Origin of the sequence: Microbacterium sp. zg.B48 (assembly GCF_024623505.1) — a bacterium.
In the GTDB taxonomy this organism is placed as follows: Bacteria; Actinomycetota; Actinomycetes; order Actinomycetales; family Microbacteriaceae; genus Microbacterium.
In genome coordinates, this window is record NZ_JANJFE010000017.1 from 55,388 (window position 1) to 70,842 (window position 15,455).

The 15,455-nt window shown below is 71.9% G+C and carries 10 protein-coding genes; 5 read left to right on the forward strand and 5 right to left on the reverse strand.

Annotated features, from left to right (window positions below; all coding sequences use genetic code 11):
* Nucleotides 1-18: 18 nt before the first annotated feature.
* Genes NQ152_RS13635 through NQ152_RS13645 form a run of 3 tightly spaced genes read left to right on the forward strand, consistent with a single transcriptional unit; the run spans nucleotide 19 to nucleotide 4,430 of the window.
* A complete protein-coding gene (locus NQ152_RS13635) occupies nucleotides 19-1,173 on the forward strand; it encodes an exonuclease SbcCD subunit D (protein WP_257524397.1) in 1,155 nt (384 codons plus the stop codon).
* Entirely contained in the window at nucleotides 1,170-4,199 is a 3,030-nt protein-coding gene (locus NQ152_RS13640; protein WP_257524398.1) for an SMC family ATPase, read from the forward strand. Before NQ152_RS13635 ends, NQ152_RS13640 begins: the two co-directional genes overlap by 4 nt.
* A gap of 48 nt (nucleotides 4,200-4,247) precedes the next feature.
* The gene (locus NQ152_RS13645) at nucleotides 4,248-4,430 is read left to right on the forward strand and encodes a hypothetical protein (protein ID WP_257524399.1); all 183 of its coding nucleotides are present in this window, start codon (nucleotides 4,248-4,250) and stop codon (nucleotides 4,428-4,430) included.
* A gap of 21 nt (nucleotides 4,431-4,451) precedes the next feature.
* On the opposite strand, the gene NQ152_RS13650 is transcribed toward NQ152_RS13645, so the two are convergent.
* The 4 genes from NQ152_RS13650 to NQ152_RS13665 all read right to left on the reverse strand — a co-directional run bounded on the left by NQ152_RS13650 (nucleotide 4,452) and on the right by NQ152_RS13665 (nucleotide 10,295).
* A complete protein-coding gene (locus tag NQ152_RS13650) occupies nucleotides 4,452-5,051 on the reverse strand; it encodes a nucleoside phosphorylase (protein WP_257524400.1) in 600 nt (199 codons plus the stop codon).
* 138 nt (nucleotides 5,052-5,189) lie between these two features.
* Nucleotides 5,190-6,674, reverse strand: a complete 1,485-nt coding sequence (locus NQ152_RS13655; protein WP_257524401.1) for a lipase maturation factor family protein — start codon at nucleotides 6,672-6,674, stop codon at nucleotides 5,190-5,192.
* Nucleotides 6,675-6,678: 4 nt separating this feature from the next.
* Nucleotides 6,679-8,142, reverse strand: a complete 1,464-nt coding sequence (locus NQ152_RS13660; RefSeq protein WP_257524402.1) for an NAD(P)/FAD-dependent oxidoreductase — start codon at nucleotides 8,140-8,142, stop codon at nucleotides 6,679-6,681.
* Nucleotides 8,143-8,213: 71 nt separating this feature from the next.
* Nucleotides 8,214-10,295, reverse strand: coding sequence for an NAD(+) synthase (locus NQ152_RS13665; protein WP_257524403.1), 2,082 nt, complete (start codon nucleotides 10,293-10,295; stop codon nucleotides 8,214-8,216).
* A 260-nt stretch (nucleotides 10,296-10,555) separates the two neighbouring features.
* Between NQ152_RS13665 and NQ152_RS13670 the strand changes: the two genes are divergently transcribed.
* Both NQ152_RS13670 and NQ152_RS13675 read left to right on the forward strand, forming a co-directional pair.
* A complete protein-coding gene (locus tag NQ152_RS13670) occupies nucleotides 10,556-14,089 on the forward strand; it encodes a bifunctional RecB family nuclease/DEAD/DEAH box helicase (RefSeq protein WP_257524404.1) in 3,534 nt (1,177 codons plus the stop codon).
* A gap of 78 nt (nucleotides 14,090-14,167) precedes the next feature.
* Nucleotides 14,168-14,482 (forward strand): DUF3467 domain-containing protein, encoded by a 315-nt coding sequence (locus NQ152_RS13675; RefSeq protein WP_257503532.1) that lies wholly within the window; start codon nucleotides 14,168-14,170, stop codon nucleotides 14,480-14,482.
* Nucleotides 14,483-14,751: 269 nt separating this feature from the next.
* Here NQ152_RS13675 and upp read toward each other — a convergent pair whose 3' ends face one another.
* On the reverse strand, nucleotides 14,752-15,384 hold the full coding sequence (gene upp, locus NQ152_RS13680; protein WP_257503531.1) for a uracil phosphoribosyltransferase: 633 nt from the start codon (nucleotides 15,382-15,384) through the stop codon (nucleotides 14,752-14,754).
* Nucleotides 15,385-15,455 lie beyond the last annotated feature (71 nt).

A 15,455-nucleotide genomic window follows, 5' to 3' on the forward strand; every position in this document is an offset into this window, starting at 1 on the left:
CGCACGTACCGTGGGAGGATGCGCATCCTGCACACTTCGGACTGGCACATCGGGCGGTCGTTCCACGGCCACGCCACGCTCGACGCACTGCGCGGCGTCCTGGAGACCCTCGCCGCGCAGGTGCGCGACAACGACGTCGATGTCGTGATCGTCGCCGGCGACGTCTTCGACTCCGCCGCGCCGGCCGCCGCGTGCTACACGCTGCTGTCCGATGCCCTCCGTGCGCTGTCCGACTCCGGAGCGCGGATCATCGTGACAAGCGGCAACCACGACTCCGCCGCCCGGCTCGGATTCCAGTCCGCGCTGCTGCGCGAGGGCATCCACGTCGTCACCGCTCCGCTGTCCGCCGGCACGCCGATCACCATCGACGACGACCACGGTGCGGTCCACTTCTATGGCATCCCCTTCCTCGAGCCGGCGCTGGTCCGCCACCTCTGGCCGGAGGCCGAACTGCGCTCGCAACGCGCCACCATCGAGCACGTCATGGGCCTGGTGCGCGCCGACCTCGCCGGACGGAGCGGTCGGTCGGTGGCCATCGCACACTGCTTCGCGGCCGGCGTGGACTCGACCCCCGGGGTGGAGCGCGAGATCCGGCAGGGAAGCCTCGACATGGTGCCCCTGAGTGCCTTCGACGGGCCGGATTACGTGGCACTGGGACACATCCACGGTCGGCAGCAGCTGTCCGAGCGCGTGCGTTACGCGGGGGCACCGCTGCACTACAGCTTCGGTGAGGCCGACAAGCCCCGTGGCTCGTGGCTGGTCGAGCTCGACTCCGCCGGGCTCGCGTCCGTCGCATGGCTCGACCTGCCCGTCCCACGACCGCTGACCACCGTGCGCGGGTCCCTCGACGAGCTGCTCAACGACGCGCGCTTCAGCGAGCACGAGGACTCCTGGGTCTGCGCGCAGTACACCGATGCCACCCCGCAGCTGGACCCGATGCGGCGGTTGCAGGCGCGCTTCGCCTTCTGCGCGACGGTGATGCACACGCCGGAAGGCGTGCGCGGACCGGACGGGTCGACCTACTCGCGCCGCGTGCGTGCCGCGCGCAACGACGTCGAGCTGGTCGACGCATTCCTGGCGCACGTGCGGGATGGCGAAGGGGCGTCCGAAGACGAGATCGCGGTCCTCCGCGACGTGATCGACGAACGCTCGCTCGTCGAGGCGTCCGCGTGAGGCTGCACCGGCTCGAGCTCGAGGGGTTCGGCCCGTTCCGGGAACGGCAGGTGATCGACTTCGACGCGTTCGCCGCGGACGGCATCTTCCTGATCGCCGGCCGCACCGGCGCGGGCAAATCGAGCGTGCTGGACGGCGTGTGCTTCGCGCTGTACGGCGGGGCGCCGCGCTACGACGGCGCCGAGAAGCGGCTGCGCAGCGACCATTGCGCACCGGATGACCCCACGAGCGTGGCTGTCGAGTTCAGTGCGGCCGGAAAGCGCTGGCGGGTGACCCGCTCGCCGGAGTATGAGCGGCCCAAGCAGCGGGGCACCGGGATGACGACCGAACCCCATCGCGCCCAGCTCGACGAGCTGGTCGATGGATCCTGGCGTGGCCGAGCCGCCCGCCCGGTGGATGTCGCACGCGAGCTGGACGAGATCCTGGGACTCAACCAGCAGCAGTTCCTCCAGGTCATCCTGCTGGCCCAGGGTCGCTTCGCGGAGTTCCTGCTCGCCAAGAACGACGACCGGCAGCGGCTGCTGCGCAAGCTGTTCGGCACGCGCACGTACGAGGACTACCAGAACGCGCTCGAGCAGCGCCGCAAGGACGCCGAGCGCGCGCTCACCGCGGCGGGCGACGGTGTCGCGATGCTGCTCGGTGAGGCGGAGCGACTCGTCGACGAGAACCCCTCCACCCACGGCGATGCCACCTCGGATGCCGTGGGTGCTCCCAGCCCCGCCGGCGCGGCGGACCGGCCCGTGAACGCGGCGCGCTTCGAGGCCGGCGAGCGAGCGGTCCAGCGGGCCGCGTACCGGGCGGAGACCCTTGCGCGGGAGCGGGACGCCGCCGACGCCGCCCATCGTGCGGCCGAAGCCGCCCACGCCGCGGCCACGTCGCTGCGTGAGAAGCAGGAGCAGCGAACCCACTCACGCGCCGCGCTGGCGGCGCTCGAGGAACGTGCCGCCGCCATCGCCGCCGACCGGGAGACCCTCCTGCGGGCGAATGCCGCAGAGACGCTGCGCGCGCCCATCGAGTCCACCGCGCGCTCCCGGCGGGCGGCAGCGGCCGCGGCCGATGCGGAGGACACCGCGCTGGTGGCGTGGGTCGCGGCCGGCGAACGCCCCGACACCGCGGAGCTGGCCCGCCGGATCGATCAGCTCACCGGCGACCTGGCCGTCGCGACCGCCGCCACCGCACAGGAGCGCCGGTTCGAGGAGGGCCAGAACGCACTGGCGCAGACGCGTGCCCGCATCGACGAGTTCGAGGCGCTGCTGGCCCGGATCGATGCCGCCCGCGCCGGTCTTCCGGAGCAGCTGGCGGCGCTGGAGGCCGAGCTTGCTGCCCGCACCGCCGCGGCCGGAGCCCTCGAATCCGCCCGGAGCGGAATGGACGAGGCGACCGCCCGGCTCGAGGCAGCCCGTGAGGCGGAGCGTCTCGCTGCCGCGCAGCGGCAGGCAGAGGCCGCACACGCGGACGCGCTCCGCGGGCTCGAGCACGCGGCATCCGCCGTGACCGTTCTGCTCCGGCGGCGACTGGCCGGCCATGCCGCCGAGCTCGCCGCGGCGCTGGTGGACGGCGAGGCGTGCGCGGTCTGCGGGTCCCTCGAGCACCCGGACCCGGCGCAGGGAACGGACGAGCCGGTCACCGACGAACACCTCGGGGCCGCCGAAGAGCTCAAGGACGCGGCGTCCGACGCGGAGCGCGCCGCTGCCGAGCACGCCCGGAGGGCACGGGCCGCGTATGCGGATGCGGCTGCCCGGGCCGGGGGCGCCGATGTCGCGCTCCTCGCCGAGAGCCGCGCGACGGCGCAGCAGGCGCTGCGTGCCGCCGAAGCCGCCGCGTCCGACCGCGACCGGCTCGCCGCCCAGCGCCGGCAGCTCGTGGAGACGGATGGCGAGGCTGCCGCCGAACGCGACGGCCTGGCCTCCGATCTTGCCGCGGCACGGGAGTCGCTGGCCGCCCTGCGCGAGCAGACCGAGTCCGCGCGGCGTGCCGTCGACGCCGCCCGCGGCAACTTCGCCACCGTCGCGGAGCGGATCGCCCATGCCACGTCTCGTCGCCGGCTCGCGCAGTCGCTCGCGGACGCGCACGCCGACGCCCTCGTGCGGGAAACGGCGGCGCGCGACGCCGCCGCCGACCGCGATGCGCGGGTTGCGGCATCCGTGTTCGCCTCCGTCGATGGGGCCACCGAAGCCCTGCGCGACGCCGCGACGCGCGCCGTCCTGGACGAACGCATCCGCGACCACGATGCCGCGCTGCGCACCGAACGCGACCGGTTGCGGGATCTGGAACTCCAGCTCGCCGGTGCGCCGGAGGATCCCATCGACCTGGATGCCACCGCCGCCGAGCTCGCGCAGACCAGGGACCGGTGGAGCGCTGCGGTGGATGCCGCGGCGCACGCGGCGCAGACCGCCGCACGGCTGCGCGAACTCCTGGACCGCGCGGTCGCCGCGCACGCGAAGATCGCCGACCTGTCCGACGAGCATGCGGTGGTGGCTCGGCTGGCCCACACGGTCGCGGGCAAGGCCCCGAACACGCACCGCATGACGCTGGAATCGTTCGTGCTCGCCGCCGAGCTGGAGGAGATCGTGGAAGCGGCGAACCTGCGGCTGGGCGACATGTCCTCCGGCCGCTACCGGCTGCAGCACTCCGACGCCCGGGCAGCGCGTGGCGCGGCATCCGGTCTGGGCCTGCAGATCATGGATGCGCACACCGGTCAGCACCGCCCCGCCCAGTCGCTCTCGGGCGGCGAGACCTTCCTGGCCTCTCTGGCGCTCGCGCTGGGGCTGGCCGAAGTGGTCACCGCCCGCGCCGGCGGGGTCACCCTGGACACCCTGTTCATCGATGAGGGGTTCGGATCCCTCGACGAGGACACCCTCGAACTGGCGATGCGCACCCTGGACGAACTGCGCCAGGGCGGGCGCACCGTCGGGCTGATCAGCCACGTCGCGGCGATGAAGGAGCAGCTTCCCGCCCAGCTGCTGGTCGAGGCCACCCACCAGGGACCGAGTGTCATCCGCCAGGAGACGACCGTCCTGCACTGACCGGCCCGTCCGGGCGACGCGCAGCCGCGGTGGTCTTAGGCTGGGTGAGTGAACAGGGGCACAGTCTGGACCATCGTCGGCGTGATCGCAGCGATCGTGATCGCGTGGTTCCTCGTCAACGTCCTCTTCTCGGTGGTGGCCTTCTTCATCAAGCTGGTCGTGGTGGCCGTCGTGGCCGTCATCGTGTTCTTCGTGCTGCGCGCGGTGTTCGCCCGCGACGACCGCGCCTGACCCGAGTCCTCCGGTGCGGCCTCAGACGCCGTAGTCGGCGCGCACCCGCTCGCGCAGCTGCGCACTGCATGCGGCGACCGTGGTGCGCCAGTCGGTGAGCGCGTCGTCCTCGGCGCGGTCGGAGACGGCCTTGAGGACACGGATGGGCACCCCGAACCGTTCGGCCACCCACGCGTAGGCGTAGGTCTCCATGTCGACCAGGCCGGCGCCGAGCAGCCGGATGCCGGCCACCGCAGCGGAGTCGTCGACGAACGAGTCGCCGGTCGCGATGGTGACGAACTCGCGTGCGTGCTCCGCCTGCGACGCACCCGCATCCGCCTGCACGGGCACGAGCTCGACCCGCACCGGCAGCGAGACGTGCTGACCGACGATCCCGTCGATGTCGGTGACGTCGTGCTGGATCGCCGCGTCGACCTCGTAGACGGCCGCGTCCAGACGTTCGTCGACGGCCCCCGCGGTGCCCACGACGACGATCTGCTCGTACCGGGCCGCGTCCAGCGCGCGGGTGAGCGCGAACGTCGCCTGGAGCTTGCCGGGTCCGGTGACGAGCCGGTCGAATCCGGGAAGGACGGGTGGGAAGGCGACGAGTTCGGATTCGAGTGCTGCGACAAGGAGTTTCACCGGTCTATCCTTCCAGGCCCGCAGCCCCTCGGCCGCCGCTGGCCCTTCCCTCGGGGCTCGCCTGTCGCGTTCTGCGCGGGTGCCCGGCGTGTTGTGACAGGCGAGCAGCGCGTGCGGTGCTGGGTGTTGGGGTGGGGGTCAGCGTCGGAGCCCGACCGGGCCCAGCACGGGGCGACGGCGGTCGCGCCGCCACCGCGCGCGGCTCTCGCGGAACTCGGCCCGAGTCGTGAAGCGGTACCGGTACGACACGGCGCGCACCCAGCGCGGCTGCTGTCCGTCGAAGGGATCGGCGGCGAGCAGGCGCAGAGTGGGTCGGTCCGCCTCCAGCAGCCGCACCAGGAACGCGGTGAACCAGTCATCCAGCGAGCGGCCGAGAGGCAGGAACCACATCAGCCAGTCCAGACGCAGGTGGTACGGGGCGAACTGGCGCGGGATGCGGCGCAGATCGCCCGGTTTGCCCTTGAAGGCGTACTCGCGCCAGGTCGCGGCATCCGGGTCCTCATCCATCGTGCCCTCGACGATGATCTCGATGCGCTCCTTCGTCACGGTGCCGAACGCGCCGTAGGCGTTCGCCAGCTGCCAGCGGTTGAAGCTCGCGTTCATCAGCTGCCGGTGCGCGAACAGGTTGCGCAGCGCCGGCCAGCTCAGCACGACGTAGGCGATGCCGACCAGCGACGTGGCGATCAGCCAGGGGAGCGGGAGCGCGTCGATCAGCCACGGCGGCTCATCGCGTGGCGGGCTGGAGGGCGCCCCGATCCCCGGGACGCCGACGGCCGAGAAGGCGATCACGATCGCCGCCCAGTTCAGCCACGCGAAGTTGCCCGTCCCGACCAGCCACAGCTGGGTCGCCAGCACGATGCCCGCTGCCGTGGCCCCGACCAGAGCGGGGCCGGGGCCGGGGACCCAGAGTCCCAGGACAGGTGCGAACAGGAACCACGGCACGACGAGCTGCGCGAAGTGGTTGCCGACCACCTCGACCTCGTGGAACCACCGCGGCAGGAGGTGCGCCTGCCGGCTGAGCGGTCCCGGCATCGGCTGGGTCTCGTGGTGGTAGGTCAGCGCCGTCAGATCGCGCCATTCCCGCCCGCCTCGGATCTTGATCATGCCGGCACCGAACTCGAGCCGGAACAGAAGCCACCAGAACAGCACCACCACGACGGTCGGGGGCGGCTGCGAGTCGGACCCGAGGAACGCGGCGAGGAAGCCCGCCTCCAGAAGCAGCATCTCCCAGCCGAAGGAGTAGAACGTCTGACCGATGCTCGTGATGGACATGTACGCGAACCACAGCAGCAGGAAGGCCAGCATCGGCACCCAGGGCGGGCCGAGCTGCGGGATGCCGCAGACCAGCGTCGCGGCGAGCACGATGCCCCCGGTGCACAGGGCGACCAGGCGGCGATCGGTGTACCGCACCCACCGGAACACGGTCGGGCCGAGCAGCCGCCGTGCCCGCGCGGACGAGGCCGCCCACTCCAGCAGCGCGGTCGCCGGCAGCAGACCGCGTTCGCCGAGCAGGGGCCGGAACTGGTTGAGGGTGGAGACGAACGCGATCAGGTAGAGCGCGGCGATGCCGCGCTGCAGCACCTGACGGGCGAACTCGAAGTCGACTGCCGCGAACCCGTCCACCGCCTCACCGCCCGAGCAGGTCCGAGGGGTGCAGGCGCAGGCCGAGCGTGTCACGCAGCGCCTGACGGGCGGCATACCACCCGGGCATCCCGGTGACACCCGGACCGGGCGGCGTCGCCGCCGACGCCAGGTACACGCCGCGCAGCGGCGTCCGCCACGGCGTGGGCGAGACGACCGGCCGGCGGATCGCCTGGGCGAAGGTGAAGGCGCCGCCCAGGATGTCGCCGCCCACGTCGGCCGGATTGAACGTCGCACGTTCGGCTGCGGTCATCGCATGCGAGGCCAGGACACGGTCGCGGAAGCCCGGCGCGAACCGCTCCACCTGCCGGATCACCAGATCGGTCGGGTCCTGCACCGACCCGGCCGGGACGTGGATGTACGCCCACAGCACCCGCTTGCCCAGCGGCGCGCGGGTCGGGTCGAGCACCGAGGGCTGCACCGCGAGGACGTAGGGTCTCGCGCTGATCCTTCCGCGCGCGACGGCGTTCTCGCTCGCCTCGACCTCCGCCCGGGTGCCGCCGACATGCACGGTGGGCGAGCGGGCGACATCGGGATGCCGCCACGGCACGGGTCCGTCCAGCGCGAAGTCGACCTTGGCCGCGCCCGGGCCGTAGCGGTAGCGGGCGACGGCACGCGCATAGCCGGCCGGCAGATCGGGGTGCGTCAACAGCAACCGGGGCGACGTGTCCAGCAGCAGCAGGTCACCGGCCGCAGGGTCTCCCCAGTCCAGGTCGGCGAGGGACGCGATGTGCACCCCGGTGGCGATCTCGCCGCCGTGCAGCCGCAGATCCGCGATCAGCGCATCGGCGATCTGCTGGGCACCGCCGCGCGGATACGCCCAGCCGTCGCCGGCGTGGGCGTGCGCGGCCAGCAGCAGCCCCGATGCAGCCGAGCCGAACGACGGCAGGCGGGTGTTCGCGTGCGCGAGCACTCCGGACATCAGCGCCTGGGCCTCCGGCGTCGCGAACGTCCGTCGCCCGAGCCGCGAGCTGAGTTGGAGAGCGCGGAGCCCGTAGCGCACCGTCACGACCGGATGCCGCGGCATCCGCAGCAGCTGTGAACCGGTGAAATCCACCACGTCGGACACGTGGGAGCTGAGCGGACGCACAACCGCCAGCCACCGCTGCGCGTCGCTGCCGAGAGCATCGGCGGTGCGCTCGATGTCGCGCCACGCGATCGCTGCACGGCCGTCGCCGAGGGGGTGCGCGTACGAGATATCGGGGGAGATCCAGGCGATCTTGTCGCGCAGCCCGAAGGCGCGGAAGAAGGACGAGGTCAGCGCGGCGGGGTGCACCGCCGAGCCGACATCGTGGCGGAATCCGGGGAGCGTCAGTTCCGCGGTGCGCACGCCGCCGCCGGCCGTGGCCGACGCCTCCAGCACCTGCACCTGGTAGCCGGCGCGGGCGAGGGCGACGGCGGCGGAGAGCCCGTTGGGACCGCTGCCGACGACGGTCGCGCGCCTGGCCATGCGGTCATCCTCCCATCGCGGGAGGGGCGGCACAGGGGGTTGACCCGGACGCCGACCCCGTCACGGCGCTGCTAGGGCGCGGTCTGCGGGAGGGCGGCATCCAATTCCGCCAGCCACGCGGTGGCGTTGCCGTCCGACGGTGCACGCCAGTCCCCGCGGGGGGACAGCGATCCTGCGGGCGAGACTTTCGGGCCGTTCGGGATGGCGGAGCGCTTGAACTGCGCGAACGCGAAGAAGCGCCGCAGGAACACTCGGAGCCAGTCCGTGACGGCCGGGAGGTCGTAGGCGTAGCGGTCCTCGTCCGGGAATCCCGGCGGCCATGCCCCCTTCGCCGGATCGGCCCACGCGCGCTCGGCGAGGAACGCGATCTTGGAGGGCCGCATGCCGAAGCGGAGGATGTGGAACAGCGTGAAGTCATGCAGAGCGTACGGTCCGATGCGGTCCTGCGTGGACTGCATCTTGCCGTCCTGGCCGACCGGTACGAGCTCGGGGCTGATCTCGGTGTCCAGAACCGCCTGCAGCACGTCTTTGGCGTGGCTGCTGAGCGCGGTCGCCCCGGCGTGCAGCGGTGTCGAGTCGTCCGAGATCACCCAGCGGATGACGTGCTGGATCAGCGTCTTGGGCAGCCCGGAGTTGACCGCGTAGTGGCTCATCTGGTCTCCCACGCCGTAGGTCGACCAGCCCAGCGCGAGTTCGGACATGTCGGACGTGCCGATGACCATCCCGCCGTTCTGGTTCGCCAGCCGGAACAGGTAGTCGGTGCGCAGTCCGGCCTGCACGTTCTCGAAGGTGATGTCGTGCACCGGCTCGCCCTGCGCGAACGGGTGGCCGATCTTCTGGAGCATCTCCGTCGCGGCTTGGCGGATGTCGATGGTCTCGATCGAGGCGCCGACCGATTCGGCCAGCGCGATCGCGTTGGCCTTCGTGTGCTCGGAGGTCGCGAACCCCGGCATCGTGTAGGTGAGGATGTCGCTGCGCGGTCTGCCCATGCGGTCCATCGCCCGAGCGATGACCAGCAGAGCGTGCGTCGAGTCCAGACCGCCGCTGACGCCCAAGACCGGCTTGGGTCCGCCGATCGCCTGCATGCGCTGCACCAGGCCCGAGACCTGGATGTTGAAGGCCTCGTAGCAGTCCTGGGCCAGACGTGCGGGGTCGTCCGGGACGAACGGGAATCGGTCCAGCGCGCGCCGCAGCCCGATATCGCGGGCGGGGGGGTCGACCTGGAAGTGCACGGTCCGGAACATCGCATCCGCATGCTCTGCCCGGCGATTGTCGTCGAAGGTCCCCTGCCGCAGCCGGTCCTGACGCAGACGGTCCAGATCCACGTCGGCGACCGCACGGCGCGGACCCTCCGGGAACCGCTCGGTCTCGGACAGCAGCGTGCCCACTTCGTAGATCATGGTCTGGCCGTCCCACGACAGGTCGTTCGTGGATTCGCCGGCGCCGGCCGCGGCGTAGGCGTAGGCGGCGAGGCACCGCAGTGACTGCGACTGGCACAGGATCTTCCGGTCCTCCGCGCGCGCGATCGTGATCGGGCTGCTGGAGAGGTTCAGCAGCACGGTGGCGCCCGCGAGGGCCGCCGACGAGGACGGCGGAACCGGCACCCACACGTCTTCGCACACCTCTGCGTGCACCACCAGACCGGGCACGTCCAGCGCCTCGAACAGCAGGTCGGGTCCGAACGGGGCCTCCAGGTCGCCGACCCGGATGTCCTGGCCCGGCTGGTCGTCGCCGGGGGCGTACCACCGACGCTCGTAGAACTCGCGGTAGGTCGGCAGGTACGACTTGGGAGCGACCCCGAGCAGCTCACCGCGATGGATGACGACCGCGCAGTTGTACAGCCGGTTGCGATGGCGCAGCGGCGCGCCTACGACCAGCATCGGGAAGAGGTCCTCGGACTCGTCCACCAGCCGGGCGATCGCGGTCTCGACCGCGTCGAGGACGGCATCCTGCATGACGAGGTCGTCGATGGCGTAGCCGCTCAGGCACAGCTCGGGGAACACGGCCACGGCGACCGCATCGGCGTGGCACTCGCGTGCGCCGGCGAGGACGGCGTCCGCATTGGCGGCGGGGTCGGCGATCGAGACGGGAATGGTGCAGGCCGCGATGCGGGCGAATCCGTGACGGTACGCGCTCTCGAACGGGAGGCTCATCCCACCAGTCTGTCAGCAAGCCCCTCGCGGCGCGTGCGACAGGTCCCACCCTCGCGCCCGGGTCACCCCAGCCCCTGTCCCCCAGCATCCGTGTCCCACTTCTGCATGCGACACGCCGGCCGGTGGCTGCAGAAGTGGGACACGGGCGAGAGGGCGGGGAGGATGCCGGGGCCGGGGCCGGGGCCGGGGCGGGGTGGCCGGGGGTGGCGGGGCCGACTGTCCGCGGCCGCCCGTACGATCGGTGAGACGAAGGGGAACCATTGCGATACATCCCGGCCGAGGCGCGCGTGATCTGGAGTGCCAGCGACCTCAAGGCGGCTGCCGAATGCGAGTTCGCGTGGCTGCGCGGGATCGATTCCCGGATCGGCCGGATCGCCGCGGTCGAAGAGCCGGAGGATGCCACGCTGCAACGGGCCGGCCGACTCGGCGGCGAGCACGAGCAGCGCGTCCTGGCGGCGTACCGTGCGCAGTTCGGGGCGGGGGTCATCGAGATCCCCGATACCTTCTCGTCCGACTCGGCCGGGCTGCAGGAGGCGGTCGCGCTGACGGAGGCGGCGCTCGCCTCGGATGCCGACGTGATCTATCAGGCGGCGTTCGCGACCGAGGAGTTCGTCGGCTTCGCCGACTTCCTGGTGCGCGACTGCGCGTCGGATTCGAACCGGCCCGGAGCGTGGGTCGTCCAGGACAGCAAGCTCGCCCGCCGCGCGCGGGTCACCGCTCTCATGCAGCTGTCCGCATACGTCGACCAGCTCGATCGGCTCGGCGTGGCCCGGGCGGACCGTGTGGAGCTGCTGCTCGGCGACGGCACCACCAGCGTGCACGCCGCCGACGAGCTGCTCCCGGTATTCGCGTTGCGCCGTGCCCGGCTGCGGGCGCTGATCGCCGACCGCCGTCTGGACCTCGGACTGGAGTGGCCGGCGATCGCGTGGGGCGATCCGCGCGGCGAGCTGGGCGTCGTGGCGTGCGGCCGGTGCGCGACCTGCGACTCGGAGGTCGTCGCATCCCGCGACCTGCTTCTGGTCGCCGGCATGCGGCCGGTGCAGCGTGACCGGCTGCGCACGGGCGGCATCACGACCATCGACGCGCTGGTCGAGGCCACGGCGCCACCCAGTCGCATGAACCCCGACACGTTCGCGATGCTCCGCACCCAAGCCCGCCTGCAGCTGAGTGCGCCGGCCGGAACCGGCCAAGCCGTGACGCTCGCCCCCGATGAGGCGCCGGCGGTGCCGCCCTACGAGGTGGTCGCGCCGAAAGCCCTCGGCGCCCTGCCGCGCCCCGACATGGGCGACCTCTTCTTCGACTTCGAGGGCGACCCGCTGTACACGGAGGGCGATGCCACCGTGTGGGGGATCGACTACCTGTTCGGCTGGGTGGACGTCCGCGAGCAGTACAGCGCGCTGTGGGCGCACTCGTTCGATGAAGAGCGCGCCGCCCTGGAGCGGTTCCTGGACATCGTCAACCTGCACCGCGCCGTGCATCCGGACATGCACATCTATCACTACGCCCCCTACGAGCCGACGCATCTGCTGACCATGGCCGCGCGACACGGGGTCCGCGAGGCGGATGTGGACCGGTTGCTCCGGGACGGCGTCTTCGTGGATCTGTACCCGATCGTGCGGCGCGCGCTGCGCGTCGGCTCGCGGTCCTATTCGATCAAGAAGCTCGAACCGCTGTACATGGGCGACGAGGTGCGCACCAGCGATGTGCAGAAGGGCGACGACTCGATCGTCAAGTACGTCGAAGCCCGCGCGCTGGTCGACGACGGCGCGCAGGCCCAGGCGGAGCAGATCCTGGCCGACCTCGCCGATTACAACCGCTACGACTGCGTATCGACGCGGCGCCTGCGGGACTGGCTCGTGGATCACGCGCGCGCCGCGGGGCTGCGGCCGTCACCGAACCCCGAGCCGGGCGAGAACGTGTACGAGCCCTCGCCGCGGGCGCTGGCCCTCGTGGATCTCGCGCGCGACCACCCCGAGGCCTCCGCGGAGGCGATGGCTCTGCGTCTGGGTGCGGCCGGCATCGACTACTACGCTCGCGAGGCGAAGACGTTCTGGGCGACGCATTTCCTGCGCCTGCGCGAACCGGTGTCGCTGTGGGAGGACACCCGCGATGTCGTGGTGCTCGATTCCACCCGCTGCCGGCTCGTCGAGGACTGGCACCGTCCCGAGGGCGCGCGCACGGATCGACGGGTTCTGGAGCTTCGCGGCGAGCTCGCCCCGGGTACGCGCCTCAGCCAAGGGTCCAATCCGTTCGCGCTGTACGACCTTCCCGCGCCATTCGCCTTCGAGCCGTCGCCGCGCTGGATCCACGCCGACCATCGCGTCACCGTGATCGAGGTCCTCGACGACGGCGCCATCGTCGAGGAGAACGCCGTCGACGGCCTCACGTGGTCCGAGCTGCCGATCGCCCTCACGCCGTCCCCGCCGCCACGCGCCCTCAACCAGCAGGTCGCGATCGACGCCTGGGCGGATGCGGTCCTTTCCGCTGCGCCGCACCTGCCCGCCGACCCCGCCACCGACATCCTGCGCCGCCTCCCGCCGCGGACGAGGAGCGGCGCACTGGCCGTCTCCACGGGCGACGACGTCGAGGCGATCGTGCGGACCCTCGTGGACCTGGACCACAGCTACCTGGCCGTGCAGGGCCCCCCAGGCACGGGGAAGACCTTCGTCGGATCGCACGTCATCGAGCGGCTGGTGCGCGAACGGGGGTTCAAGGTGGGGGTCGTGGCGCAGTCCCACGCCGTCATCGAGAACATGCTCGACCGGGTCGTCGCCGCGGGTGTTCCGCGCGAGCTGGTCGCCAAGGCGCCGAAGGACCCGACGGCGGCAGATCTGGCCTTCACGCCGATCGCCAAGAACGGCGGGGGCGCGTTCGCGGCCGAGCACGCCGCTACCGGGTTCGTGATCGGCGGCACGGCGTGGGACTTCAGCCACGAAGGCCGCATCCCGCGCGGCAGCCTCGATCTCCTCGTCATCGACGAGGCTGGTCAGTTCTCCCTCGCCTCCACGATCGCCGTCTCGCTGGCCGCGTCGCGACTGCTGCTGCTCGGCGACCCGCAGCAGCTGCCGCAGGTCAGCCAGGGCACCCACCCCGAGCCGGTCGACACCTCCGCGCTGGGGTGGGTCATCGACGGCGCCGACGTCATCCCGGCGGAGTACGGATACTTCCTCGCGCGCACCTGGCGCATGCACCCGCGGGTGGCTGCACCAGTCTCGCGGCTGTCGTACAGCGGCGAGCTGGCGGCGCACCCCGCCACCGCGATGCGAGAGCTGGCCGGAGTCCAGGCCGGCGTGATTCCCGTGTCGGTGCGCCATCACGGCAACGCGACGCAGTCCCCCGAGGAGGCGGCGGCGGTGGTGGAGATCGTCCGCGACCTCGTCGGGCGCGCGTGGACCGGCATCCTCATCGGCGAGGCGGGCGAGTCCACCGTGCTGGAGCCGCGTCCGCTGCAGGAGAGCGACATCATCGTGGTGACTCCATACAACGCGCAGCAGGTCGCCGTCGAAGAGGCGCTGGCGGATGCCGGTTACCCACGCGTCCCCGTCGGCACCGTCGACCGCTTCCAGGGTCAGGAGGCCGCGGTCGCCATCGTGTCGCTGGCAGCCTCCTCGGGCCGTGACGCTCCGCGCGGGCTGGAGTTCCTGCTGCTGCGGAACCGGCTCAACGTGGCCGTCTCCCGCGCGATGCACACCGCGTACGTCATCTCCTCGCCGGGTCTTCTGGACGACCTGCCGTACACCCCGGACGGGGTGGCGCGACTGAGCGGATTCGCGCGGCTGGTCGGCGCGGAGTGAGCCGGGCGCCCCGATCAGGCTCGCCCGACGTGGAGACGCCGCCCGCGTAGACTCGCCGAAACGACGGAGGAGAGGGCCATGTCCGACGAGCGCCAGTTCGAGATCGACCTGCCTCCCGAGCTCGTCGCGGGGGCGTATGCGGACTTCGCGAACGTGTGGCACACCTCCACGGTGTTCATCATGGACTTCCTCACGCTCGCCAAGCCGCCGATCGAGATCGTGGACGACGAGACGGGCGAGCGCCGCACGATCGTGCCGGCGCGGGTGGTCAGCCGCGTGCGCATCCCTCCCGAGCAGGTCTTCGAATTGGCCAAGGCGCTGACCCAGCAGCTGGAGTTCTGGGAGCAGGAGACCGGGCGCCGCCCGCCGGCCGATCCGATGATGGACGAATAGTCCCACTCGCGGGAGCCCGGTAGACCGCGCGCACCGCCGTGTCAACCCCGTACGGTCTGCTGTATGCGCCCCGTACGCTGACGGAGCGTCCCACCATAGGCGCGGGCCGCGGCATCCGTTCGGCGAGGGGTGGATGCCGCGGCCGTCCCCATCCCGGCGACCCCGGCCGGCTCGCAGAATCAGCAGCGGCTGTGTCCCACCCTCCGCGGGCGCGCGTCAGACGTCGGAGACGGCGGGAGCGTCCCCGGTCCCCGGTCGCCGTGAACGGCTCAGACCGTCCCGTAGAGGCGGTCTCCAGCGTCTCCGAGCCCGGGGACGATGTAGCCCTTCTCGTTGAGCCGCTCGTCGAGGGCGCCGAGGACGAGCGTGACATCCCGGCCTGCCACCTGCTTCTCGATCGCGGCGACGCCCTCCGGCGCGCCGAGCAGGCAGATCGCGGTGATATCGTGCGCGCCCCGCCGGAACAGGAACTGCATCGCGGCGCCGAGAGATCCACCGGTCGCGAGCATCGGGTCCAGGACGAAGCACTGCCGGTCGCTCAGATCCATGGGCAGACGCTCGGCGTACGTGGCCGGCTCCAGCGTCTCCTCGTTGCGCGCCATGCCGAGGAATCCGACCTCGGCGCTGGGCAGCAGCTTCACCATGCCGTCCAGCATCCCCAGCCCGGCGCGCAGGATCGGAACCACGAGCGGGCGGGGTTCACTGATCTTGACGCCCATCGTCGTGGTGACGGGCGTGCGGATCTCGTGCGGGCTCACCCGGACATGACGAGTCGCCTCGTAGGCCAGGAGCGTCACGAGTTCTTCGGTGAGCTGGCGGAACACCGGCGAGGGAGTGGCCTGGTCCCGCAGGACCGTGAGCTTGTGGGTGATGAGCGGGTGATCCGCGACGTGCAGGCGCATACGGAAAGGCTATGGCACTCGCGTCGGCGCCGCGGGCCGCGCGCACCCGCTCCGCGCCGGGCCTACGCTGG